Source organism: Pseudomonas sp. URMO17WK12:I11 (assembly GCF_007677725.1).
Lineage (GTDB): Bacteria > Pseudomonadota > Gammaproteobacteria > Pseudomonadales > Pseudomonadaceae > Aquipseudomonas.
Map to the genome: position 1 here is coordinate 204546 of NZ_VEDF01000008.1, position 23904 is coordinate 228449.

Here is a 23904-nt window from a genome sequence, read left to right on the forward strand (position 1 = left end):
AGAATGGGGAAAGCTGGGGAGGTTGAGCAGAGCTTTACTGAACGGAAGGCCTAGTGCTGTGCTCGATAGCCTGAGCCTCCAGCTTCTGAGCCAGTGAGGGCTTTGACGGTGCTGTCGGTTTGGCCTCTGCGTTGCTGGGTGGGGTTTCAGCAGCGGGAAAAAACTCCTCGACAATGGCGCCACTGTCCTCCTCGTTGTCTTCAAAAGCGCCATTGTTAAAACCTTGCCGGGCTGCGTGATCCAAGGCGCTCTGGTCAAAGCTCGAGGCTTGTCGGGTTTCTTCCAGTTGCTTGGCGGCCAATAGGGCATCTTCTAAACTCAGTCCACTGCGTACCGTGATATCGACGTAGAAGATTGGCGTGCCGTGGCTCTGACGGGTGGATTTGCCACGCAGACGCAGCTCCAATGGCAGGCAGGCCAGGCGATTGCCAGAGATGGCTTGCAGGTAATGCAGGCGCGCTGCCAGGGTGCGGATGCTATTGAATCCAGTGGTGCGGAAGACAAAACTGCCCAGTGGGTCGTCATCACTAATCACCACGTTCAGCCGACCGTAAGGCTTGCAGGCATTGCCTTGGGCCAGTGGGCAGCCATCGGGTGAAGGGCATGGCAGCGATTGGATGCCATCCTTGGTCAAACGCTTGCATGTTTCACCGTTGCCGACGCACAACGGCCTGCCGGTAGTACGGTCGAACAGGCTGTAGTCCGCGCGAAAGTTGAGATCTGGTTCGTTGAACAACAAGCGGATCGGAATGTTGCGCAGCTTGCCATCCTGGCCATTGCGCAGTTCTTCATTGAGTGGATGCAGCAACCAGCCCTCACGGCTCTGGACTTGCGAGGTGATGGTGAACTGATCGTCTTTCTCTGGCAGGCGCTTGCCGTTTTTCTCGACGACCTTGCCGATGGAAATGCGCCCGAGTACCGGCGGGGTGATGGCTAAACCTTTGAGCATGGCGGTTATCCTTGATCTGAAAATAAAAAAGCCACCGGGACGTGAACGGTCCGGGTGGCTAGGGTGTGCAGGTTGTTTCAGGCGATCAGGAAGCGACGGGTGCCTATTTTGGTCTTGGGGTAGCGAGCCTGCAGGTAGGGCTTGTCTTTGAGCATCTGTTCGACATCCAGGCCCATGCTGTCCTTGGACTTCTTCCAGCTGATATAGCCCTCGGCAAACTCGGCACGGGTGGCTTCCCCCATGGCCTGCTGCAGAACCTGCTTGAGCTGCGCTTCACGTGTCTCCTGCTGGGCAATGGTTTGGCGAACAGACTTGAGTTCCAGAAAGGTGCTGGCCAACTCTGTGTGCTGGCTGAAGTCCAGGGTCTGTCCGTTATCCTCGGGGTAGAGGCAGCGTAATCCCGCTTCCGCAGACGCTGTGCCATCGGCCGGTGGCGGGGTGTCACTGACGACGTAATCCCAGAACAGCCGTTCCAAATCAATCAGCCGAGCAATCAGCGCCTCGTCGCGTGTGATGCGATGGATTTCCAGAGTCTGACCACCGAGCAGCACCGCCACATCAGCGGCCTGCTTGCCAGTGACCGCGAGCTGGTGCATGACTTGCAATTGCACATACTCGGGCACGCCCTCTTTCCAGAGGCGTGCCCCGTTTATGCCGGCAGTCTTGCATTCAAGGATCTGCACATCGTCGGCACCGATCACCTCGCGGTCGATATTGGCGAGCATCCAGGGCAGCGTGGGATCGGGATGCTGTAGCACCGCGTTGATCCGTCGAACCTTATGCTGGCTGCGCTTGCTGTAATGCCAAGCCACGATAGGTTCCAGCACATTGCCCCAGTACAGTGGGCTTTCCTCATCGTGGGGATCAAGCTTCGGTAGCCCAGCATCGCGGCCGGTCTTCTCTAGCCACAACTCCAGTTGCGATTTGTAGGGATTAAGCCCCACCGCAGCGGCGGCATCTGAACTGCCGATGCCTTGCTTGCGGATCTGCAACCAGTCCTCGCGGGGCAGCTCCTTGGTGCTGACCAGGCGCAGGGCAGGGCGTTTCTTTCGGGTGCTGCTATTCAGTGGCGTTGCTTTCATCGTCTTCACCTGCTGGCATAAAAACGCCCGAGCAGCACAAGGCTGACCGGGCGCGAGGGGTGAGGTAAGTGAGGGTTAGGCGGCGAGTTGTAGAGCGGCATCCAGGGCGCGTTGTTTGATCTGTGCTCCCTGACCGAACCAGGCCGAGTCCAGGCGGTACTCGTTACTGCGGGCACGGCGCTCGTGGTCGACGTACTCGGTCACGGCATTGAGGAGGCCCCAAGCGGTGCCGCGTGCCGACTCTAGCTGACTGCCCCGGCCACGCCCTTCGTACAACTCCTGCACCTTACGCAGGGCTCGCTCATTGGGCAGCACCTCCGGCAGAGCGCCAGTCGGTGTTGTTTCGCACATCACGTTCATGAAGAAACCCAATGCCTCATGCCATTGCACTTTGCGTTCGGCCAGTGCTCGCATGCGGTACATGAAGTCGTCCCATTGCGAAACGGCGATACCGAGTTGCTTCTTCACTATCTTCGGATCGAAGCGGGTGTTGTGTGGCACCTTGATCGCCCGGCTGCTGCCATCGAGGGCGATGGTCAGGGTGTTATTGCAGACTACCCGCACGGTGGTTGGTGTTGCCGTGGTGGCCAGGGTGCCATCGCAGGAGGTCGCCAACAGCAGATAGCCATTCACCTGGTCGTTACCCCTGAGTTCTGTGCCTTGCCCGGTACGTGCCAGCGCCCAGAACTTGCGCCCACCCTTGAGTACGCCGGCAGTTTCCAACTCGTAGCCGGAGGCCTCGGTCAGGTCGCGATAAAACTCCAACACTTCACGCGGCTGTACGGTGTGATAGCGCTGGGAGACCACCGACAGCGGAGCTTTGGTGTCGGAACGGTAGAGCACTTTCTGTTCGGGGAAGGAGTGGATAGTGCCAAGGTGACCGACAGTATCCGACTTGAAGTGCACTGGGCTTTCCTGGATCTGCCAGTCCATGCCGGCTTCACGTTGCCAGACCTCGATGGGCTGCTTCTGGGGGAGTTGATTGCCCAGGCCATGCCACGGGGTAGCGCCAGCGTAGGCCATGGTTTCGATGAGATGTGCCATTGGAGTGATTCCTTGCGAATGAATGGGGAAGGGCGTCGTTTCAGCAAACGTTTCAGCAAACGACGCCAGTTCACAACGGCTTAACGGTTGACGCTGAAGTTGTAGCCACACTCCAGGCATTGGTAATTAGCCAGCACTTTGTCATCGATTTGCTCACCCAGCGTGGCCCCGGCAATGCCCCCCGCGACCCCGCCAAACAGGCCACCGAGAAGAGCCCCAGCAATACTGCCAATGGCGATTCCAACCGGCCCGCCGACTACCCCTAGTACCGCGCCGGTTTCCGCGCCTGACAGAGCGCCAGCGGCGCCACTGGCGGCACCGCCTGCAGCGCCAATTAATCCACCCGTTTGTTTACCGAGATTTTTCGTGATGACGCGTCCCGAGTTGCAGCTTGGGCAAGGGGTATACATACGCAGATCCTCTCAAGTGATGAGCGTGCCGATGCAGAAACGGCACGCCGAATCCCCGACGGCATTCGATACTGTGGGGCGTTCACAGAGGTGATATAGGTTTGAGATTTTTTTGATTGGAATTGCAGGCGGCAATTAGCTGAGGTCACGTGGCGATTTGAGAAATTCCACGTTTGGAAATTGAGTGCGCATTGCCGTGCCATTGCGCGGCGGCCAAATCAATGCGCATTCGGTGGTGAGCTGACTCTGCTTGAGCGAACGCTTCCAAAGGACTTAGTTTGGGGGATTCGACTACTGGCAGTTTGCCCTGCCGGCTGGCATTCTCCCGGCTAAGCGTCAGCAGAATCGCCGTGTCAAGGAGCGCAAAGCGTGGGTTTGGAGAGGAAAGCTAAAGCAGCACAACTAAGCGTGCTGAGTAAGTATGGTGTCCTGGCAGATTTTTCCGCACTGGACGACACGGAACTTGATCGCGCGCTCAAGGGCGGCATAACACTAGCAGCTGCGCAAAATATGACCTTTGCCACCTGGTGTGATCAACTGCTCGGGCAGGGTAAGCGCGTGCCAGTGGCCCGTTTCGATGGGCCAATTGCAGGACAAACCAGGCTTAGTAATCTTGCTGCTGGTCATGAACTAGTCAAAAGCCTCAAAGCACGTGACAAGCAGCTTCAAACCTCACTTAGGGCTGCCCAGTCAGAAATCGTGAGGCTGCAGAGTGAGTTGCAAGTGCGTCGGCAAACTAGGGCTCATGCCGCTTTTGTTGAGCCGGAATCCGAGATCGTGCAGCAACTGCGGGATTGGTACAACCGTACAACACCTCCCCTGCATCGCATCCTTTGGGAAATCAAGGAGATCGAAGGGGCTATTTTTGAACACCAGGGACAGCTAAACAGGGATTACCGTAAGCAACTGGTCGAAATCATCCTGAACGCACTAGCTGATCTGGAGCATATCGGTTTTCTCATCGACGTGGAATTACGAGATGCTTCGTCTCGAGAGCCATTAGTGCCGTCAGTCGTGCTGCATCGTAGTCAACGACTTGAGGGCGAAGAGTGCGAGCGCGAAGGATTTGTGTTTGCTATCGATGGCGTGCAGCCGGATGTGCTGGAGGCCGCCAGTGAATTCCTCTGGCCTGGACGTACATTGCCATCGATCAACAATCAAATACGCTTCGATTGCCATGTTAGCGTCACGCTCAACCAACGGCTTGTCATGGGTGAGGACGAGATGTTCCATCTCTCGTGCTTTGTGCATAAATTGTTCGAGGCGATGGTCAGATCCGGCGATCATCGACCTAGAGGAACCTTGCGTGAAAAGGTAATCCTCTGTCTGTTGCTGTCGTGTACAGCGCCATGCATGCCCGTCCGATCACAGCGGCAGGAATTACCTCGACTACAAGACACCTTTTACCGCGGATATAGTCCGCACGCTGCACACGATCTGAATACCGACTCGAATGCCTCGGCCGGTAAAATCGTCGAGTATTTATTTCGTATCCTGCATGCATAGATCTGTCAGGGCATAACGCTGCCTGTCCAGCTGGGGGGCAGTGCAGCCTTTAGCTGGATAACGGTCGGAGACCATCATGAGCAAATACGAAGCGCCTTCCAGACCTGTGGAAATCCGGCGGGAAATCGAATCTAAGACTCGTGCGGAAATCGAGGCTTACCTTGCTACTCGTGGCAAGAGCCGAGTTCATGAGAGCGCTCGTAATCTTTCGTTGAACGTCTCTGACGACTACGGAAATCGGTTTCTCGTCGAACTAATCCAGAATGCTCATGATGCTCACCCAACTGATTGCAATGATGGTGAGGTCGCAGTTGTCTTCTCCCCAGGCGAACTGCCTTATGGCTGTCTCTACGTTGCCAACCGGGGGAACGGTTTTCGCGCGGGAAACTTTGAGTCTATTACGCAAATCGCGCTGAGCAGTAAATCTGTAAACGAAAGCATCGGTAACAAAGGGCTCGGTTTTCGCAGTGTGCTTCAAATTTGCCACTGGCCGCAGGTTTATTCCGTCAGTGATAGTGCGGGCGGCTACAATTTTGACGGTTACTGCTTTCGCTTCGCTGAGCAAAGCGATATCGAGACCATCCTGACGGAGACAGGCGAGGATCCTGTGCTTGCGGGTGAAATCCTGCGGAACATGCCGTGCTGGTTCCTGCCCGTTGTTGCAGAGGATCGTCCGGGGTTGATCCCGAGGTTCGCGTCCGAAGGATTCGCATCGGTTGTTCGTATGCCGCTGGACTCTGCGCAAGCAAGAGCATCCGTCCTTGATCAGGTTGAATGGTTGTGCGCGTTGCAGACACCGCTTCATCTCTTTCTCGAACGCCTGGCGCGCATCACCATTGAGCGTGCGCCTGGGCAGGTGCATACGCTCAGTCGCACGGTGCGGCAGTCCTGGAAACGAGACCAGGTGGACATCCAGCGTGTTGCGGTCGGTGACAAGCAGGAGTTTCTCTTCCTGGGTGCAGATCTTGACGCCGTGGAGTTTCGCCAGCAACTCGACGACAGCGTCGGCAAGGGAGAGCTACCTGCTAAATGGCAGGACTGGCAGGGGGCGGCACGTATTACAGTTGTGGTGCGCCTGGATGCCTCCGTCGAACAAGGTTTGCTGTACTGTTTTCTCCCGCTTGGCGCAGAGGCCGTGGCTCCGTTCGCTGGTTACATCAATGCCAATTTCTATACGAAAATGGATCGTCGCTCAATCAATGGAAGCATTGGTCTGAACCAATATTTCATTCAGTCAGCAGCAAAACTTGTGCGTCCGGGGATTGAGTTCCTCATTGAGCAGGACTGGCCCACGTCACCTGGTGCAGTGATCGATTTGATGTGTTGGCGTAAACCGTATGCCGAAATTATCAGGCGAGCTTTCAGCGAAAGTGATTCATCGTTCCTGGAACAACCCATCCTTCCAGTGTCAGCTGCGGGTGGTTTTCGTTGGGCACCTGCTGTCAGTACTCATATATGGGACACCGCCCCTGAAGCCATGTTCTCCAGCGAAGCGATTGTCTCAGCCACATTGACGGACATCTTTACCTCCAGCGTGACAACTCTTCAGCGCGATGCATTTGTCGCGTTTTTCGACCAGATTGACAAGGGCTTCAATCCTACGCCCGAAACTATGGCGCAATGGGTTGAGGCAGTTGCTCTACGTCTTCACGAAAAAAACGCATCGATAGAAACGTGGGCACTTTTCTACGACGAAGTTGCGATTAGTCTGAAGGACAGCCCGTCAGCTTTGTTCGACAAGCGCTTCCTGTTGGGTCAGGACGGCGAGCTAATTGCAAGCTCCCAGATTAAATCGAAGAGGAAAACCAGAACGACCGACATCTACTTCCCACCTGCTGCCCGGGTGGGGGCCGAGGATGAGAACGATGGCGAGCGCGCACCTTTAACGAGACTACCAAAGAAGCTGCATGAGTGGTTTGCCTTCGTCAGCCCGCAGATCCCTTGGTTGACCAAGGACGGGTACCGACCAGCTCATACCTTTTTGGTCAACGGAAAACTGGTTCGTGAGTACGACACCCGTGGTGTGATGAGAACGTTGGCAGGCATTACCTCCAGTCAGGCGGCGCACAGCACGAAAATGGCGGCACTCGAAGCGGCATTGCGCTTCTGGTTGATCTCGACTCCTGAGATTTGTGAACTCAAGTTTTTCCTTCCCGCCAGGCAAGGATGGGTACCTGCTTCCGAGGCAATGTTTGGGAATGGTTGGTCTTCCTCGAACGGTAAAGCGCTGGAAACATTGTTGCAGCGTTGCAGTACGCTATCTGCTGAACTGGCAGCGGCATCAGGCCGGCTGTTACCGGATTTTAAGGAGTGGAAAGGTGGCGGAGACGTGGTGCAGTGGCATCACTTTCTTGGAGCTTTAGGTGTCCGCGATTGCTTGCAGCCGACAGGTTCATCGAGGCGGGTACAACAGGAGTTGAGAGCATGGCAGATGGTGCGGTTGATCACTTCGGCAGTAACTGATCTGGATGATGAGAGCAGTCGAGTGTGGCGAAATGTGCTCGGTCAATTCGCTGAAAAAATACCCCATCCCAACACGAATTATCACTGCGAACTACGAGCTTGGCGTTTACCAGGCCAGACCGACTCGCTTCAGTTTCCGCAAGATTTGCGTCGCGACTTTGCTGTACAGGTGTTGCGTGCAGTTCAGAACCTTTCGAAGGAGTATTTTGGCTTCATCATGTCGGCCCGGGGCGCATCATGGGGCCACGTAGAGTGGCCAACCCCACTCCAGGCATTTTTGACGGAGGTGCCTTGGGTGCCGGTGGTGGATAATGCCAACCAGATGGTATTCGTAACTCCGAAGGATGCATGGCATTTTTCCAGCGACGATGATCATCAGAAACCCCGATTCATGCCGCTCGTTGCGCGCCCAATAGCAAGGCTGCTGAATGAGGGCTATACCCGGCGGATGCGCGCCGCCGGCTTGGGTATTTTGAATGATCCTGATGACGCTGAACGTGCGCTCAAGGTCTATGTAGCGGCTGCAGAGCAGGACATTACTGAGTCGCGGGACGTGCGCCGCTTTAAAGAACTGTTCAGCGAGGCGTGGAATGAGGTCGCACGAAGAGGGCGCTACCCCGAAATTAAAGTGATTCCGGTATCCTCTGGGGGCCAGATTTCTACTGTTCCATTGACGCTGGAGGCTTCAGCCCAGCCCGTCTATTTCATCGATGAAGAAGACTCGGCAAAGACCCGGCTCTTGGAAGAACTCGGACATCCACTCTTCGAGTTCGATATCAAGGACCGCCAAGGCGCTTGGACGCATCTCCAGACTCGGGCACCTGGGCGCTTCATACGGCTCAGTGAGCAAGCGCTCGAAGTGCACATTGATGGCATTCCAATTGACGAAGTCCAGTCATTACCCTTGCTGCCGGACTTGTATGGCGCCTGGCTGGTTGAATTCATTCTTTGCGCCGCCGAGTCCAAGGGCGGCTGGCTCTTCCGGCGTACACCGCAAAACTTTGCCCGGCTGCGACAAAACACCAGTTCTTTGTGCTTCCTTGTCGGGCAACGCATTTCCGTTTCCATGGGGGGGCAGCCCCGCGCGCTACCTGTTGGACTGCGGGGCGCATTGACTATGCGAATAGGTAACCAAGTCATTCTAGTTGCGCAGAGTGTTCGGTCCCCCGATTTCAGTTTGCTCGCAGAGATCCATGAACAGTTGGCTGTGGCGCTAAATCAGCCCGGCCTTGCCGCTGGACTGGAAGCGGCTTTTCTTCGCCTGATGATGCGTCTCCCTGATGGGGAAGTGGTGCCGAGCAACGAAGAAATCGCAGATATCCTGGGAATGGAGGTGTCTTCGGTCCATGTCGTTCGGCGTATGTCCCAAGCGGACCTGTCTGCACAGATCCGTTTTGCCCATGTTCTGGCGGTCTTACACAGCCAGGATGAAGTATCGCAACAACTGGTGGAGCTACTAGAGCGCGATGATGTAGGAGAGGAGGTGCTGTTGGAGTGCTGCAACGACCTAGCAGTCATCTTCGGTGTCGCTCCACGTGAGCTGTTGACTCGTTTGAGCCAGGTAGCTGATTTTCGCGGGCTCCAGAGTGCATTCAATTTGGATTTCACTATGCTCAATGGAGCTCTGCGCAGACTAGGGAAATACTACTCCCCGATCAACAACAAAGAACTGCATACGCGGCAGTTTCAAGCACACCTCAAGCATCGTGAGCTTCAATATATGGAGCATTTACGGTCTAACTTTATTGGGGATTTCGATAACCAGAACTCACTGGCGCGTTATCTGCAGCTTCGCGCTGAGCTGGCGGCTCTGCCCCCCGATTCTGATTGGTTTGAATCGTACGATGACCTGCCAGACTTGGTGATTGAGGAGTATGTATTTGGTTGGCTGCATGAACAACATTTAGCTACGAATTTACCGTCTCAGATACCAGCATTAAGAAAGTGCCGCGAACAGAATATCAATTTTTTGCAAAATTTTGTGCTGCGCTATGGCAAGCTAGTATCGACTTGGCTGAGCTCAACCCACGAACAGATTGCGCAGTCCTGTCAATCGCTTTGGCAGGATCTAAGTGCGGCCAAAATGAGTTTGCCAGTGCTGGCCCAGCAGCGCGGCTGGAATGACTTCCGCTTGCTCAATGATGATCTTATTGTCCAATGGCTTACCATAGACGGTGATTGGCCGAGTGGGAAGTTGGCTAGTCAAAGGCCTGAAGACTGGGGGGTATCACTAGCTGCAATGCATGACGCACAAGAGACGGCAAAGCAAGCGAGAGAGCAACAGCGCCGACTGAGAGTCCAGATCGCCTTCGCCGGTGAGTCTTTTTCAGCGCTTACGGAAAATTATGTTGAATTAGCTAACGCACTTCGTGCCAGATTGAGTGAGGCAACCAATTTGTCTAGCGACTCGACGGAGTCTTGTTTGCTTGCCGATTTTTCACAGCACCCTGCTAGAACTATTTCAGGCGCTGGAGGTGGAGGAGGGAATCGACCACCACCTGATACGCAAATGTCGGATGAACAGCGCAAGGCTATTGGTTTAATTGGCGAGCTATGGGCGTTTGAGTGGATCAAGCGGCATCATCTACAAAAGCATGGTATGGAGCTGGATGAAAGCTGTTGGGTGTCGGGATACCGCGACATTATTCTTGCTACCAACAGCGGAGACGACAGTCTAGGCTACGACTTCGTGGTGAGAGACAGGCAGGCTACCTATTACTACGAGGTTAAGGCTAGCTCTGGTAACCCCTGTCGTTTTGAGCTTGGCCCAACTGAGCTAGTAGCCGCGCAGCGATACAGTGCTGATACCAAAAATAAATACAGAGTTCTCTATATCTCCAACGCGACCGATCCAAACCGGGTACAACCTCTGTTGATCGACAACCCGTTCTCAAGTCGCGGCAGGAAAAAACTACGCATTGTCGGCCGAGGTAGTGTGACATACGCTTTTGAGCTCAGAGATTGAACCTGCTGCAGCACAGTGAGTCGTCTCAAGTTTTTAGACGTCTGCAGTCTTAAAGTGAGGCCCTTTATGAATTGAATCCCATTCGATTTATAGACTCCTATACTGCAATTACTAATAATCAGCGTATCGGTACAACCTTTCTGTCCCGATTTTCCTTAATAGCTGACATCGAAAGGTTGCCGGTAGCTGCTTCCTGGATGTGATCGCTCCACCAAGCCATCATAGGGCGTCTGCGGTCGATATAATCCGCCCGATTGTAAGCGCTGCGAACCTCGTCCTTGTCGACATGGGCCAGTGCTACCTCAATCAGTTCCGGATCCCAGCCATGCTCGTTGAGGATGGTGCTCGCCATTGAGCGCATGCCATGGCTGACCAGGCGGCCTTCAAAGCCCATTCGTTTCAGCGCCATGTTAGCGGTCTGACTGTTGCAGTGCGTGCGGGGGTTCCGGTCTGCGGGGAACACAAATTCCCGATGTCCACTGTAGGGCTTGATCGCTTCCAGAAGCGCGAGAGCCTGCTCTGTGAGCGGGACAATGTGCGCGCGGCGCTTCTTCATGCGCTCTGCAGGAATCGTCCAGATCTTCTTCTCGATGTCGATATCTGCCCAGCGGGTGGTTGCTGCCTCGACTGGCCGGGTCATGGTGTGGAGCTGCCACTCGATCAGGCAGCGGGTTGTTCTTTTTATGCTGGCATTGGCGATTGCCACCATGAGCTCTTTCAGCTCATCGGGGGGTAGAGCCGCCATGTTTTTCTTTTTCGGTTTCTTGAAGACGGAGCGGATACCGCTGAGTGGGTTTGCGTGAATCAGTCCCGAGTTGACCCCGTAGGTCATGATCTCGTTGAGCCGCTGTGTCAGCCGCTTCACGGTTTCAAGGCTGCCCTTGGTTTCGAGTGGTCGGAGCAGATTGATGACTTGCGGTGCACTGATGGCTGAGATCGGTGTGGAGCCCAAGTCCGGGAATATGTGCAATGTTAGCGAGCGCCAGATGTCCTCAGCGTAGGCTGGCGTCACAGCATCCTTTTTCAGTTCATACCAGGACGTCGCCACATTCTGGAGTGTGTGCTCAGTCGCAGCTTGTTTAGCTTGTAGCACAGCATCCCGTTTCTCTTTAGGGTCGATGCCGTGGGCAAGTGCTTCCCTCGCTTCAATGGAACCCTTGCGTGCTTGCGCCAACGAGACCTCGGGGAAGGTTCCCAGTCCCATGTTGATCCGCTTCTTCGTCACAGGGTGTCGATAGTTGAAGTTCCATAGCTTAGAGCCATTGCTTCTCACTCGCATTTGAAGTCCGCCGCCATCAAATAGGACATAGTCCTTTTCAGCAGGCTTGGCAGATTTGACTTTGAGTTCAGAGAGGCGGGTAGCTTGTGCGCACATTGGCATTCCAGACTTGATTTTGGCATTCCAAAAATTAGCACCTACGGGCTTGGAATGCCATTTGGAATGCCAAAAGGTGTAGCTGCTCATGGATGTCCGTGGACGCCGATGGCCTTAAAAGCCGCGTATTCACTGGCTTTCAGGCACAAAAAAAGACGTCCGTGGACGTCTTTAGATGTAAATGTGGTGGAGCCGGGGGGATTTGAACCCCCGTCCGCCAGTACTCCGCTGTCGGTACTACATGCTTAGCCGTGTCTATTGAGTTAATCCGCAGCCGCCCGACGGGCAGGGTGCTTTGGACGAGTTGGGTAAGTTTTAGTCGCTTTGCCCCCAACGTGCTACACGACGATCCTGTTCTGTATGACAATCATTTCGGGTTTACAGGCATCCCCTGATGATTGCTGGAGCCGAAGCTACCAGGAGAGCGGGCTCAGCTGCTTACGCAGCGAGAGCGTAACCCTCGTAGTTTTCGTCATTGGCAACTATAGAAAGTTGCAACAGTGGATTTACGAGTTCTGTTACCAACTCGGCATGCACCTAGAGTTTCGCTACCGGCGTCGAATCCTGATCGGCCCCACACTAGCTCTAAGCTAACGCACCTTACGGCACGTGAGACGGAGTATACGCCATTGCGCGGGCGGCGTCGACAACCGCTCTACCAGCCCGCGCCCTGCGCCTTTACGCGCCGCTACCGCCGGCAGAACCGCTGCCTTTCTCGGTTTTTTCCAGGCGCTGCAGCACTTTGCTGGTGATCGCGATGCATTCCTTGGTATCGCCCGAAGCTTGGGCGGCCTTGGCTTTGTCGATTTCTTTGCTCATTGCCTTGTCCAGTCCCTCGGACGTCGCACCGGCGGTGGCCATGGCGTCGTCGATCTTCTGCATGTTCATTTTGCACAGATCGTCTGCGGCGAAGACCGGCGAGGCGAGGAGGGTGGCGGCGGCGAAGAGGGCCGAAAGCGCGGTACCTTTCATGGGTGTCTCCTTTAATGGCCGCTGGGAGGTGGGCCTGTAAAGGTGGACTGTCGGGCTTCGGCAAGGGTTCCGTTTCGCTGATGGCTTCGCGACATGGCGGAGTGTGGCGGGATGTTGCCAGGACGGGCTCCGGCATTGCCCGTTTTGGCGGGCAAGCCGGAGCGGGAACCTCAAAGGCGGCGTGGGCGGGTGACGCGGTCCACCAGGTAGACCAAGCCGTGGTAGTCGATGCCGCTGTGGCTCGACAGGCCGATTTCGCAGGTGCGGCTGGTGGAGATGCCTTCGTTGCAGTGCTGCACGGCGTCCTTCAGGCTGCGCAGGGCGTGGGCGTTGAGTTCGGGGGTGGTGAAACCCTTGTCGCCGGCGAACCCGCAGCAGTGGATGCCTTCGGGGATCACCACCTGCTTGCTGCAGCGCCGCGCCAGGTCGATCAAGGCCTGGCTTTCGCCCAGGTGCTGGGTGCTGCAGGTGACGTGCACGGCGACCGGTTCGTCCTGGGGCGTGAACTCCAGTTTGCCGAGCAAGTGGGTGCGGATGAAGCGCACCGGGTCGTACAGGTCGAGGCGGGTTTCGGCGAGGTCCTGGACCAGGCGCAGGGTGCACGGGCTGGTGTCGCAGTAGATCGGGTCGAGGCCGCCGCGGCTGGCGTGCAGCAGGGCGGCGATCAGCTCCTGGCGCTTGTGTTCGGCTTGCTCGGGGTAGCCCTTGGAGGCGAACGGCTGGCCGCAGCACAGGCTGTCGGCGTTGTCGGGGAACACCACCTGGTAACCGGCTTTTTCCAGCAGGGCGCGGGTCTTGTCGAGCAGCGAGCTTTGCTCGCGGTCGGCGTAGGCTGGGCCCATCACGCGGGACACGCAGGCGGCCAGGTACACCACGCGGGGGCGGGCGTCATTGCTCACTGGGCTCAAGCCTTGCGTACGCAGGGGCTGCGGCATGGCGGGGGTCCACTGCGGCAGGCGGCCTTTGCTGGCGGTGCTCAGGCTTTTGCTCAGGCGCGCAAGGCGCGGCGCGCCCAGCCATTTGCGCGCGCTGTTGGCGGCGCTCAGGGTCAGGCGCGTGCCGCTCAGGGCTGTGTCGAAGTGATCGGCCAGCCAGTTGGCGGTGCCGCTGTGCGTGGCGGCTTGGCTGCGCAGTTTCTTCACCAGCTCGCCGGTGTTGATGCCCACCGGGCAGCGCTGGGCGCACAGGCCGGTGGCGGCGCAGGTGTCGATGCCCTGGTACTGGTAGGCCTGCATCAGTTCGCGGGTGTCGATGCCGGCGCGTTGCTTGGCCTGGATGTCGCGCCACATGACGATGCGCTGGCGCGGGCTCAGGGTCAGGCCCTTGGACGGGCAGACGGGTTCGCAAAAGCCGCATTCGATGCACTTGTCGACGATTTCATCGGCGGCGGGCAGCGGCTTGAGGTGCTTGAGGTGGATGTCCGGGTCTGTGCTGAGCACCACATCGGGGTTGAGGATGCCATTGGGGTCGAGCAGGCGCTTGAGCGTCCACATCAGCTGGTAGGCCTCGTGGCCCCACTCCAGCTCCACGAACGGCGCCATGTTGCGGCCGGTGCCGTGTTCGGCTTTGAGCGAGCCGCCGAACTCGACCGCCACCAGTTGCGCGACGTCGTCCATGAACGCCTGGTAGCGGGCGACTTCAGCCGGGCTGTTGAAGCCCTGGGTGAAGACGAAGTGCAGATTCCCTTCCAGGGCGTGGCCGAAGATGATCGCTTCGTCGTAGCGGTGCTTGTCGAACAGCTGGATCAGTCGGTTGACGCCCTCGGCCAATTGCTCGAGGGGGAAGGTGACGTCTTCGATGATCACCGTGGTGCCGGTCTGGCGCACGGCGCCGACGGCGGGGAAGGTGTCCTTGCGGATTTTCCACAGCTGGTTGTAGATCAGCGGGTCTTCGCTGAACTCGACTTTCTGCTCCAGCGCGAAGTCAGCGATCGACGCCATCACCTGCTGCAACTGCTCGTGCAGCAGGCTCTGGCTGGCCGCGCGGGATTCGATCAGCAAGGCGCAGGCATTGGCCGAGAGGTCTTTGACCCACAGCGGCATGCCGGGCATGTTCTGCACCGAGCGCAGGCTGCGGCGGTCGAGCAACTCTACGGCCGATACCGGCTGGCGCTTGAGCAGCGGCACGGCGCGGCAGCAGCTTTCGACGCTGGGGAACACCAGCAACGCGCTGGCCTTGTGCGGGTGGTCGGGCACGGTGTCGTAGGTCACGGCGCTGATGAAGCCGAGCGTACCTTCGGAGCCGACCAGCAGGTGCTGGAGGATATCCAGCGGCTGGTCGTAGTCCACCAGGGCGTTGAGCGACAGGCCGGTGGTGTTCTTCAGCCGGTACTTGTGACGGATGCGCTCGGCCAGGGCGGTGTTGGCGCGGGTCTCGCGGCCCAGGTTGGCCAGTGCTTGCAGCAGGCCTGCGTGGCTGCGCTCGAAGGCGGCGACGCTTGCCGGGTCTTCACTGTCCAGCCGGGTGCCGTCGGCCAGCACCAGGCGCATGCCGGCCAGGGTGTGGTAGGTGTTCTGCGCGGTGCCACAGCACATGCCGCTGGCGTTGTTGGCGACGATACCGCCGATCTTGCAGGCGTTGATCGAGGCTGGGTCCGGGCCGATCTTGCGCCCGAACGGGGCCAGCCAGGCATTGGCCTGGGCGCCGATCACCCCAGGTTGCAGGCGGATCTGCGCGCCGTGGCCGCGGATTTCCCGGGCGTTCCAGTTATCGCCCAAGACGATCAGCACCGAATCGCTGATGGCCTGGCCGGACAGGCTGGTGCCGGCGGCGCGGAAGGTCACCGGCACGCGCTGGCGCTGGGCCATGTGCAGCAATTCGACCACTTCATCCTCGGACTCGACCCGCACCACCAGCTTGGGTATCAGCCGGTAGAAGCTGGCGTCGGTACCGAAGGCCAGGGTCGAAGTGGGGTCGTCGAAACGGCGTTCGGCGGGTATCAGGCGCTCGACATCACGCAGGAACGCGGCGGGCAGGCTCATGCAATCTCCTCGCGGGGCCGCGGCGTCTGGCGCGCGGCGTGCCCCGGTCATTCAGGCGGTATTTCCAGGGCGGGTTCAGGCGCCCAGTTCGCGGACCAGCGAGTCACGGGTGATGTCGCCGATGGTCTTGGCGCCGGTCAGCACCATGGCCACGCGCATTTCCTTCTCGAACAGCTCGAGCAGGTTTTTCACCCCGGCCTGACCGTGCACGGCCAAGGCCCAGAGGAAGGCGCGGCCGATCAGCACCGTGTCGGCGCCGAGGGCGATCATGCGCACCACGTCCAGGCCACTGCGGATGCCCGAGTCGGCCAGAATCTTCAGGTCACCTTTGACCGCGTCGGCAATCGCCGGCAGGGCGCGGGCGCTGGACAACACGCCATCGAGCTGGCGCCCACCGTGGTTGGACACAACGATACCGTCGGCGCCGAACTTGACCGCATCACGGGCGTCGTCGGCATCGAGAATGCCTTTGATGATCATCGGGCCGTCCCAGAATTCGCGGATCCACTCCAGGTCTTTCCAGGAAATCGACGGGTCGAAGTTGGCCGCCAGCCAGCCGATGTAGTCGGCCAGGCCTGTGGGGTTGCCACGGTAGGTGGAGATGTTGCCCAGGTCATGCGGCCGGCCATTGACGCCAACGTCCCAGGCCCACTGCGGGTGGGTCATGGCCTGCAGCATGCGGCGCAGCGGGCCGTGCTTGCCGCTCATGCCGGAATGGGCGTCGCGGTAGCGCGCACCGGGGGTGGGCATGTCGACGGTGAACACCAGGGTCCTGACCCCGGCTGCCTTGGCCCGCTCCAGCGCATTGCGCATGAAGCCGCGGTCCTTGAGCACATACAGCTGAAACCACATCGGCCGGTCGATGGCCGGGGCGACTTCTTCGATCGGGCAGACCGACACGGTCGACATGGTGAATGGGATGCCATGCGCGGCCGCCGCACGCGCCGCCTGCACTTCACCACGGCGGGCGTACATGCCGGTGAGGCCGACCGGGGCCAGGGCCACCGGCATGCTCAGGGTTTCGCCGAACAGCTGGGTTTGCAGGCTCAGCTCGGACATGTTCTTCAGCACGCGCTGGCGCAGGGCGATGCCGGCCAGGTCCGAGACGTTGTGGCGCAAGGTGTGCTCGGCGTAGGCACCGCCGTCGGCGTAGTGGAAAAGAAACGGTGGCAGCTTGCGTTGGGCCGCGGCGCGATAGTCGGTAGAGGCGGAAATGATCATGGATTCTCGCAGCGTGGGTTGAAGGAGATGCCGGGCGCGTCGTGCGCCCGGCCCCTTTCACTTTAGTGATGAACCAGCATGCCGGTCAGCCAATAGGCCTGGATCAAGGTGATCAGGCCGACGATGGTGGCGAAGAACAGGCTGTGCTTGACGGTGAAGCGGAACAGATCGGACTCCTTGCCGACCAATCCGGTGGCGGCGCAGGCCACGGCGATCGACTGCGGCGAGATCATCTTGCCGGTCACGCCGCCGCTGGTGTTGGCGGCGACCAGCAAGGTGTCGTTGACGCCGATCTGGTGCGCGGTGGTCGCCTGCAGCGAGCTGAACAGGGCATTGGACGAGGTGTCCGAGCCGGTCAGGAACACCCCCAGCCAACCGAGGAACGGCGAGAAGAACGGGAACGCCGCGCCGGTGCCGGCCAGCACCAGGGCCATGGTCGACGACATGCCGGAGTAGTTGGTGACGAAGGCGAACGCCAGCACCATGCCGATCGACAGGATTGGCCAGCGCAGCTCCCAGAAGGTTTCCTTGAAAGTGGTCAGACCAGTTTTGAAGTTGATCTTCAGCACCGCCATGGAAATCAGCGCCGAGAGGAAGATCGCCGTGCCGGTGGCGGAGATCGGGTCAAGCTTGAACACCGCTGGCATGGCGGTGGGCGCGGTGACGATCGGCGCGGTCTTGATCACCAGCTGGTCAAGGTGCGGGATGGCGAAGTTGAACACGAAGTTGTACATCGCGCCGCCCGGGGCGAAGGCGGCCTTGAACGGTTTCAAGGTCCAGAGGGTGACCAGCACGGTCAGGATCAGGAACGGCGACCAGGCTTTGAAGATTTCGCCAAAGCTGTACGGGCTTGGCTGGCTGCCGCTCGGCTGCACCACGGCGGCGCCGACGCTGGCCTTGGCTTCGGCGAAGGCGCGCTTGGGCTGCCAGACCTTCAGGAACAGCGTCAGGCAGATCAGGCTGGCCAGGGCCGAGGTGATGTCCGGCAGTTCCGGGCCGATGAAGTTCGAGGTGAAGTACTGGGTCACGGCGAAGCTCAGGCCGGCGACCAGCGCGGCGGGCCAGGTTTCCTTGACGCCGCGCATGCCGTCCATCATGAACACCAGCCAGAACGGCACGAACAGCGACAGCAGTGGCAGCTGGCGGCCGGTCATGGCGCCGATGTGGAAGGCGTCGATGCCGGTGACCTGGCCGGCCACGATGATCGGGATGCCCAAGGCGCCGAAGGCCACCGGTGCGGTGTTGGCGATCAGGCACAGGCCGGCCGCGTACAGCGGGTTGAAGCCCAGGCCCACCAGCAAGGCAGCGGTGATGGCCACCGGCGCGCCGAAGCCGGCCGCACCTTCGAGGAATGCGCCGAAGCAGAAGCCGATCAGCAATACCTGCAGGCGTTGGTCATCGGTGATCGACAGCACCGAGCTGCGGATCACTTCGAATTGGCCGCTCTTGACCGTGAGTTTGTACAGGAACACCGCGGCGACGATGATCCAGGCGATTGGCCACAGGCCGTAAAGGAAGCCATAGCCCGCTGCGGCCAGGGCCATGTCCACAGGCATCTGGAAGGCGAAAATCGCCACCAGGATCGACAGGCCGAGGGTGATGCTGCCCGCCACATGCCCTTTGAGGCGGAACACGGCCAGGGCCAGGAAGAAGAACACGATGGGCACGACCGCCGCCAGTGCGGACAGGCCGAGGCTACCAAGCGGGGAATAGAGTTGTTGCCAGGTTTGCATATGGGGTGGCCCCTAATTGTTGTTGGTCAGGCACTGCCCTTGGATAATTGGTAAGACCAATTTACAATGGCTGGTCGCTAGGTTAAAAGCGCTGTCGTGGGTGTGTCAATTTGTCCTGAGCAGAACTTTGGTCGAGTGGCGATGAATGGCGCTGTGCTCAGCCTGGAAAAATCTCACCTGATGAGTGTCTGCCCGGCGCAGATCGGCGAGAATGAGCCTTGCCTGCAAGCGGTCAGGAATTTGTGGAGAGCATGTGATGGTTTTTGATCAGGTCCGCCAGCGGCGCCTGTCCGACGACATTGTCGATCGGCTGGAGGGAATGATTCTGGAAGGCACGCTGACCTCGGGGCAGCGGCTGCCGGCCGAACGCGTCCTGGCCGAACAGTTTGGCGTGTCCCGCCCATCACTGCGCGAGGCCATTCAGAAGCTGGTGGCCAAGGGGTTGCTGATCAGCCGCCAGGGTGGCGGCAACTACGTTGCCGAATCGCTTGGCTCGACCTTCAGCGACCCACTGCTGCAGCTGCTCGAGCACAGTGCCGAGGCGCAGCGTGACTTGCTCGAATTTCGCCACACCCTGGAGGCGTCATGCGCCTACTATGCGGCCCAGCGCGCTACCGAGCCTGATCGAGCGCGGCTGAAGGCGGCCTTCGATACGCTGCAGGACTGCTATGCGCGGGTCGATGAAGTCACCCGTGCCGAAGAGGGCGCGGCCGATGCGCGTTTTCACCTGGCCATCGCCGAGGCAAGCCACAACGCCGTGCTGCTGCACACCATTCGCGGCTTGTTCGACCTGCTCAAGCGTAACGTGGTAACCAACATCGGCGGCATGTACCAGCAACGCAGTGAAACCCGCGACATGCTGATCAGTCAGCACCGCGAGTTGTACCAGGCGATTGTCGAGGGCAGGGCGGAAGATGCCCGCGAGGTGTCCAGCCGGCACATTCTGTATGTGCAGGAGGTGCTGCAAGAGGCGCAACACGAAGCGCAGCGGGTAGCCCGGGCCGAGCGGCGCGGCGGCTGTTGAGCTGCACCGCCTTGCTCAATTAAAAGCCTGGCGCAATTTGCCGTGGGAGCGGCCTCGCCTGGGCGAGGCTGCACAGGGCAGGAATTACTCTTCCTTGCCCTTGTTGCGCACCGCCCGTTGCAGCTCGCGGTTGGAGTCGCGCTCGCGCATGGTGTCGCGCTTGTCGAACTCCTTCTTGCCCTTGCCGAGTGCGATCTCGCACTTGATCAGGTGCTTGCTCCAGTACAGCGCCAGGGCCACGCAGGTGTAACCCTTTTGCGCCACGGCCGCTTCCACGCGCTCGAGCTCGCGTTTGTTCAGCAGCAGCTTGCGCGTGCGCATCGGGTCGGCGATGACGTGGGTGCTGGCGGTATTCAGCGGGGTGATGTGGCTGCCGAACAGCCAGGCTTCGCCATCCTTGAGCAGCACGTAGCTGTCGGTCAGGTGCGCCTTGCCGGCCCGCAGGCTTTTTACTTCCCAACCGGACAGGACCAGTCCGGCCTCGAACTTGTGTTCGATGAAGTAATCGTGTCGCGCCTTTTTGTTTTGCGCGATGGTCCCGGTCGGATGTTTCTTTTGTTTAGCCATAGGGCCGGCATTATAGGCAAGTCATTGCGCGGTCGGCTACGGGATTTCGGTATGCTTGAGCCACTGCAATGAATACCGGACAATGCAAGGCCTGTTCTTTGTACAGAACCCGTTTTCGCCCCGCTGCGAAGCGCCGCCCACCAGCATTGGAAATGACGCCTGGATGACTACTCATATTCAACGTTCCGCCCTGCTGCCGTATCCGGCCCAGGCGCTGTACGACCTGGTCAACGACGTGGCCAGCTATCCCGAATTCCTGCCCTGGTGCTCGGCCTCCACGGTGATCGAGGCCAGTGAAACCCTGATGCGCGCCAAGTTGGAAGTGGCCAAGGGCGGCATCAGCCAGCACTTCGTCACGCGTAACGTGCTGGTGCCGGGGCGCTCCATCGAGATGAACCTGGAGGAAGGGCCGTTCACTCAGCTGCACGGCCTGTGGGTGTTCAAGCCGCTGGGCGACAAGGCCTGCAAGATCAGCCTGGACCTGACCTTCGACTACGCCGGCGCGATCGTGCGCGCGACCCTGGGGCCGCTGTTCAACCAGGCTGCCAACACCTTGGTCGACGCGTTCTGCCAGCGTGCCAAGCAACTCAACGGCTAAGCGCCTGGCAGCGCCTGGCGGCTCGAACAGGCAATAAAAAGCCCGGACCATGGTCCGGGCTTTTTCATCTGGCCGATAATTACTGCGGCGAGGTTTCCAGCGGTGCCGGGGTCGGCACTGGCGTGGTTTCGATGGTGTCGATCTCGCGCTGGATGGATTCTTCCACCGAGCCTGGCTTGGCCGGCGTCTCTTCTGGCTGCGAGGTGCCCTGCTGCGGCTGGTTGGCCGGGCTGACCGTGGTGTCGCTGCTGCCACCGAGGATTTCCTGGTCGCGGCTGACGCCTGGCATGAAGTCGCCAGACAGGCTGACCAGTTGGTCGCTGTCGTTGAAGAAGATGCTCATCCGCTCCTGCTGGCGCTGACCGCCACCAGGCTGAAGGCTGTACAGGTAGTCCCACCGATTGGTGTTGAACGTGTCCTGCAGCAGGGGGTTGCCCATGATAAACCTTACTTGCCGGCGGGTCATTCCCGGCCGCAATTGGTCTATCATGTCCTGCGTGACGACATTGCCCTGCTGGATGTCGATTTTGTAAACCCCGGGAAACGAGCAACCGGCGAGTGCGAGCAGTCCCACGAAGGTGAGGCTGGTTAGCAAGAGCTTGGTGTTTTGCATCGGTGGGCGACTTCCACTATCTTGGCTGGACAACGTAAACCCCGATCATACCCGTATTAAGAGAAGCTGCGAAGCAGCATCGGCGAGAAAGCTGACCATGGTTGAAAATAGCGAATTGCGCAAAGCCGGTCTCAAGGTAACCCTGCCTCGAGTCAAGATCCTTCAAATGCTCGATTCTGCCGAGCAACGTCACATGAGTGCCGAAGATGTTTACAAGGCACTGATGGAGGCTGGCGAGGACGTCGGTCTGGCAACCGTCTATCGCGTACTGACCCAGTTCGAAGCAGCGGGTCTGGTGGTACGCCACAACTTCGACGGCGGCCACGCGGTGTTCGAGCTGGCTGACGGCGGTCACCACGACCATATGGTCAACGTGGAGACCAGTGAAGTAATCGAGTTCATGGACGCAGAAATCGAGCGCCGCCAGAAGGAGATCGTGGCCGAGCATGGCTACGAGCTGGTGGACCACAATCTGGTCCTCTATGTGCGTAAGAAAAAGTAACGATTTAGCTCGCTAGAAATAGCAAAGGCGACCCCAGGGTCGCCTTTTTGCTTTCTACAGCGTGAAAAAAAGTGGGAATCAAGCCTTGCCCGACACGACCATCTTGCGCGCATGGGCCAGCGACTCCTTGGTCAGGTCGATGCCACCCAGCATGCGCGCCACCTCTTCGACCCGCTCGCGCTTACCCAGGCTCGCCACCGCTGTGTGGGTGGTCTCACTGTTGCGCACCTTGTGCACATAAAGGTGATGATGCCCTTGTGCGGCCACCTGCGGCAGGTGGGTCACGGTCAGCACCTGGCCGCGCTCGCCCAGGCGGCGCAGCAATTGGCCGACGATTTCCGCCGTGGGGCCACCGATGCCCACGTCCACTTCGTCGAACACCAGGGTCGGGATGCGTGAGGTCTGCGCGGTGATCACCTGGATCGCCAGGCTGATACGCGACAGCTCGCCACCGGACGCTACCTTGGCCAGGCCTTTGAGTGGCTGGCCTGGGTTGGCGCTGACCAGCAGCTCGATCTGCTCCAGGCCGTGGGGCGACAAGTCGTTACCCTCGACCGGTGTCAGCTGAATGCAGAACCGCCCGCCAGGCATGCCCAGGCGCTGGATTTCCTGTTCCACGGCAACGGCCAGTTGCTTGGCCGCTTGCTGGCGCAAGGCGCTCAGCTCTTTGGCCTTCTCTTTATAGTGCTGAGCAAAGGCGCCGAGTTCTTCACCCAGGCGTTCGACTGATTCATCACTGGCGTTGAGGCCTTCGAGCTCGTCCATCAGCTGCTGCTGCAGGCGCGGCAGCTCGGTGGGGTGCACGCGGTGTTTGCGCGCCAGGGTATAGATGGTGTCGAGGCGCTCTTCCAGTGCCTGCAGGCGCATGGGGTCGGCGTCGAAGTTGTCGAGGAAGCGATTGAGTTCGCCCACGGCTTCTTCGACCTGGATCTGCGCGCTGGCGATCATGGTCGCCGCTTCGTTCAGCGCGCGCGGGGCATTGGCCGCCGCGCCCAGGCGATTGAGGCTGGCGGTCAGCGCGCTGAGCACGTTGCCCGAGTCGCTTTCGCTGCACTGGTCGATGACCTGACGGCAGATGCCGAACAGGGCTTCGGCGTTGGTCAGGTTCTTGTGTTCCTGCTCGAGCTGTTCCAGCTCGTTTTCGCCCAGGCCCAGGTTGTCGAGCTCTTCGAGCTGATAGCTGAGCAACTGATGACGGGCGCGCTGTTCATCGCCCGAGTTGCTCAGCCGCTCGAGCTCCAGGCGCGTCTGGTTCCAGCGCTTGGAGGCCAGCTGCACCTGGCGCGACAGATCGATCGCGCCGGCGTACTCGTCCAGCAGGCGGCGATGGGTGTCGGTCTTGAGCAGGGACTGGTGTTCGTGCTGGCTGTGGATGTCGATCAACAGCTCGCCGAGCGCCTTCAGGTCGCCAAGCGGGCAGGGCGTGCCATTGATGTAGCCGCGGCTGCGCCCCTCGGCGGTGATGACCCGGCGCAGAATGCACGGGCCCTCGTCGCTCAGGTCGCGCTCGGCCAGCCAGGCATGGGCTTCGGGAATGTCCACCAGGTCGAAGGTGGCGAGGATGTCCGCCTTGTCGGTGCCTGGGCGCACCACGCCACTGTCGGCGCGGTCGCCCAGGGCCAGGCCCAGGGCGTCGAGCATGATCGATTTACCCGCACCGGTTTCACCGGTGATGACGGACATGCCACGGGCGATTTCCAGATCCAGGTGCTCGACGATGGCGTAGTTGTGAATGGACAGGTGCACCAGCATGGGGGCGGCTCCCGAAGTTCAGGTCTGGTTATTTATACAGTACTTTTTTCAGCCCTGCCAATGCCCCTCGGCGGATTTTCTCTTCGCCCGGAAAACCACCTTGCCCCTTGAACCTGGGTTTTCCGGCCCCATATAGCCGGCAGACAG

17 protein-coding genes and 1 other RNA gene are annotated in these 23904 nt (G+C 59.3%); 5 read left to right on the top strand and 13 right to left on the bottom strand.

Going from position 1 to position 23904, the window contains the following annotated elements; genetic code table 11:
- Window positions 1–34 precede the first annotated feature (34 nt).
- The 4 genes from FS665_RS16785 to FS665_RS16800 all read right to left on the bottom strand — a co-directional run bounded on the left by FS665_RS16785 (window position 35) and on the right by FS665_RS16800 (window position 3485).
- A complete protein-coding gene (locus FS665_RS16785; protein WP_060545867.1) occupies window positions 35–949 on the bottom strand; it encodes a hypothetical protein in 915 nt (304 codons plus the stop codon).
- A 77-nt stretch (window positions 950–1026) separates the two neighbouring features.
- Window positions 1027–2031 carry a YqaJ viral recombinase family protein gene (locus FS665_RS16790; protein WP_177336433.1) on the bottom strand — a complete coding sequence of 335 codons (1005 nt, stop codon included), beginning with the start codon at window positions 2029–2031 and terminating at the stop codon, window positions 1027–1029.
- A 75-nt stretch (window positions 2032–2106) separates the two neighbouring features.
- Window positions 2107–3075, bottom strand: coding sequence for a DUF932 domain-containing protein (locus tag FS665_RS16795; protein ID WP_060545865.1), 969 nt, complete (start codon window positions 3073–3075; stop codon window positions 2107–2109).
- A gap of 80 nt (window positions 3076–3155) precedes the next feature.
- A complete protein-coding gene (locus tag FS665_RS16800; protein ID WP_060537812.1) occupies window positions 3156–3485 on the bottom strand; it encodes a hypothetical protein in 330 nt (109 codons plus the stop codon).
- 369 nt (window positions 3486–3854) lie between these two features.
- Between FS665_RS16800 and FS665_RS16805 the strand changes: the two genes are divergently transcribed.
- Window positions 3855–4991, top strand: coding sequence for a hypothetical protein (locus tag FS665_RS16805; RefSeq protein WP_060545863.1), 1137 nt, complete (start codon window positions 3855–3857; stop codon window positions 4989–4991).
- 76 nt (window positions 4992–5067) lie between these two features.
- Window positions 5068–10419, top strand: coding sequence for a sacsin N-terminal ATP-binding-like domain-containing protein (locus tag FS665_RS16810; protein ID WP_145190693.1), 5352 nt, complete (start codon window positions 5068–5070; stop codon window positions 10417–10419).
- A 118-nt stretch (window positions 10420–10537) separates the two neighbouring features.
- Here FS665_RS16810 and FS665_RS16815 read toward each other — a convergent pair whose 3' ends face one another.
- The 6 genes from FS665_RS16815 to FS665_RS16840 all read right to left on the bottom strand — a co-directional run bounded on the left by FS665_RS16815 (window position 10538) and on the right by FS665_RS16840 (window position 18701).
- Complete coding sequence (locus FS665_RS16815; protein ID WP_060545860.1) at window positions 10538–11794, bottom strand: integrase domain-containing protein; 1257 nt, start codon at window positions 11792–11794, stop codon at window positions 10538–10540.
- Window positions 11795–11978: 184 nt separating this feature from the next.
- Window positions 11979–12370: a transfer-messenger RNA gene (gene ssrA / locus FS665_RS16820) on the bottom strand.
- Between the two features lie 102 nt (window positions 12371–12472).
- The gene (locus FS665_RS16825; protein WP_145190696.1) at window positions 12473–12766 is read right to left on the bottom strand and encodes a hypothetical protein; all 294 of its coding nucleotides are present in this window, start codon (window positions 12764–12766) and stop codon (window positions 12473–12475) included.
- Window positions 12767–12936: 170 nt separating this feature from the next.
- A complete protein-coding gene (locus FS665_RS16830; protein ID WP_145190699.1) occupies window positions 12937–15747 on the bottom strand; it encodes an FAD-binding and (Fe-S)-binding domain-containing protein in 2811 nt (936 codons plus the stop codon).
- A gap of 75 nt (window positions 15748–15822) precedes the next feature.
- Complete coding sequence (gene lldD / locus FS665_RS16835) at window positions 15823–16968, bottom strand: FMN-dependent L-lactate dehydrogenase LldD (protein ID WP_145190702.1); 1146 nt, start codon at window positions 16966–16968, stop codon at window positions 15823–15825.
- A gap of 62 nt (window positions 16969–17030) precedes the next feature.
- Window positions 17031–18701: a lactate permease LctP family transporter gene (locus FS665_RS16840; protein ID WP_145190705.1), complete on the bottom strand. Its 1671-nt coding sequence runs from the start codon at window positions 18699–18701 to the stop codon at window positions 17031–17033.
- 256 nt (window positions 18702–18957) lie between these two features.
- Here FS665_RS16840 and FS665_RS16845 point away from each other — a divergent pair, with 256 nt between their 5' ends.
- Entirely contained in the window at window positions 18958–19725 is a 768-nt protein-coding gene (locus FS665_RS16845) for an FCD domain-containing protein (protein ID WP_145190708.1), read from the top strand.
- A gap of 84 nt (window positions 19726–19809) precedes the next feature.
- On the opposite strand, the gene smpB is transcribed toward FS665_RS16845, so the two are convergent.
- On the bottom strand, window positions 19810–20292 hold the full coding sequence (smpB, locus tag FS665_RS16850; RefSeq protein ID WP_027917703.1) for an SsrA-binding protein SmpB: 483 nt from the start codon (window positions 20290–20292) through the stop codon (window positions 19810–19812).
- Window positions 20293–20455: 163 nt separating this feature from the next.
- On the opposite strand from smpB, the gene FS665_RS16855 reads away from it, so the two are divergent.
- Window positions 20456–20890 carry a type II toxin-antitoxin system RatA family toxin gene (locus FS665_RS16855; protein WP_145190711.1) on the top strand — a complete coding sequence of 145 codons (435 nt, stop codon included), beginning with the start codon at window positions 20456–20458 and terminating at the stop codon, window positions 20888–20890.
- A 79-nt stretch (window positions 20891–20969) separates the two neighbouring features.
- Here the strand turns inward: FS665_RS16855 and FS665_RS16860 are convergent, their stop codons facing one another.
- Window positions 20970–21503, bottom strand: a complete 534-nt coding sequence (locus FS665_RS16860) for an outer membrane protein assembly factor BamE (protein ID WP_145190714.1) — start codon at window positions 21501–21503, stop codon at window positions 20970–20972.
- Between the two features lie 97 nt (window positions 21504–21600).
- On the opposite strand from FS665_RS16860, the gene fur reads away from it, so the two are divergent.
- Complete coding sequence (gene fur / locus FS665_RS16865; RefSeq protein WP_145190717.1) at window positions 21601–22005, top strand: ferric iron uptake transcriptional regulator; 405 nt, start codon at window positions 21601–21603, stop codon at window positions 22003–22005.
- Window positions 22006–22083: 78 nt separating this feature from the next.
- On the opposite strand, the gene recN is transcribed toward fur, so the two are convergent.
- Window positions 22084–23757 carry a DNA repair protein RecN gene (gene recN / locus FS665_RS16870; RefSeq protein WP_145190720.1) on the bottom strand — a complete coding sequence of 558 codons (1674 nt, stop codon included), beginning with the start codon at window positions 23755–23757 and terminating at the stop codon, window positions 22084–22086.
- Between the last annotated feature and the right edge of the window lie 147 nt (window positions 23758–23904).

Excerpts from the sequence above, each read along its gene's own strand:
- FS665_RS16785 (WP_060545867.1), bottom strand. The coding sequence starts at position 949 with ATGCTCAAAGGTTTAGCCATCACCCCGCCGGTACTCGGGCGCATTTCC.
- FS665_RS16790 (WP_177336433.1), bottom strand. The coding sequence starts at position 2,031 with ATGAAAGCAACGCCACTGAATAGCAGCACCCGAAAGAAACGCCCTGCC.
- FS665_RS16795 (WP_060545865.1), bottom strand. The coding sequence starts at position 3,075 with ATGGCACATCTCATCGAAACCATGGCCTACGCTGGCGCTACCCCGTGG.
- FS665_RS16800 (WP_060537812.1), bottom strand. The coding sequence starts at position 3,485 with ATGTATACCCCTTGCCCAAGCTGCAACTCGGGACGCGTCATCACGAAA.
- FS665_RS16810 (WP_145190693.1), top strand. The coding sequence starts at position 5,068 with ATGAGCAAATACGAAGCGCCTTCCAGACCTGTGGAAATCCGGCGGGAA.
- FS665_RS16815 (WP_060545860.1), bottom strand. The coding sequence starts at position 11,794 with ATGTGCGCACAAGCTACCCGCCTCTCTGAACTCAAAGTCAAATCTGCC.
- FS665_RS16825 (WP_145190696.1), bottom strand. The coding sequence starts at position 12,766 with ATGAAAGGTACCGCGCTTTCGGCCCTCTTCGCCGCCGCCACCCTCCTC.
- FS665_RS16830 (WP_145190699.1), bottom strand. The coding sequence starts at position 15,747 with ATGAGCCTGCCCGCCGCGTTCCTGCGTGATGTCGAGCGCCTGATACCC.
- lldD (WP_145190702.1), bottom strand. The coding sequence starts at position 16,968 with ATGATCATTTCCGCCTCTACCGACTATCGCGCCGCGGCCCAACGCAAG.
- FS665_RS16840 (WP_145190705.1), bottom strand. The coding sequence starts at position 18,701 with ATGCAAACCTGGCAACAACTCTATTCCCCGCTTGGTAGCCTCGGCCTG.
- FS665_RS16845 (WP_145190708.1), top strand. The coding sequence starts at position 18,958 with ATGGTTTTTGATCAGGTCCGCCAGCGGCGCCTGTCCGACGACATTGTC.
- smpB (WP_027917703.1), bottom strand. The coding sequence starts at position 20,292 with ATGGCTAAACAAAAGAAACATCCGACCGGGACCATCGCGCAAAACAAA.
- FS665_RS16855 (WP_145190711.1), top strand. The coding sequence starts at position 20,456 with ATGACTACTCATATTCAACGTTCCGCCCTGCTGCCGTATCCGGCCCAG.
- FS665_RS16860 (WP_145190714.1), bottom strand. The coding sequence starts at position 21,503 with ATGCAAAACACCAAGCTCTTGCTAACCAGCCTCACCTTCGTGGGACTG.
- fur (WP_145190717.1), top strand. The coding sequence starts at position 21,601 with ATGGTTGAAAATAGCGAATTGCGCAAAGCCGGTCTCAAGGTAACCCTG.
- recN (WP_145190720.1), bottom strand. The coding sequence starts at position 23,757 with ATGCTGGTGCACCTGTCCATTCACAACTACGCCATCGTCGAGCACCTG.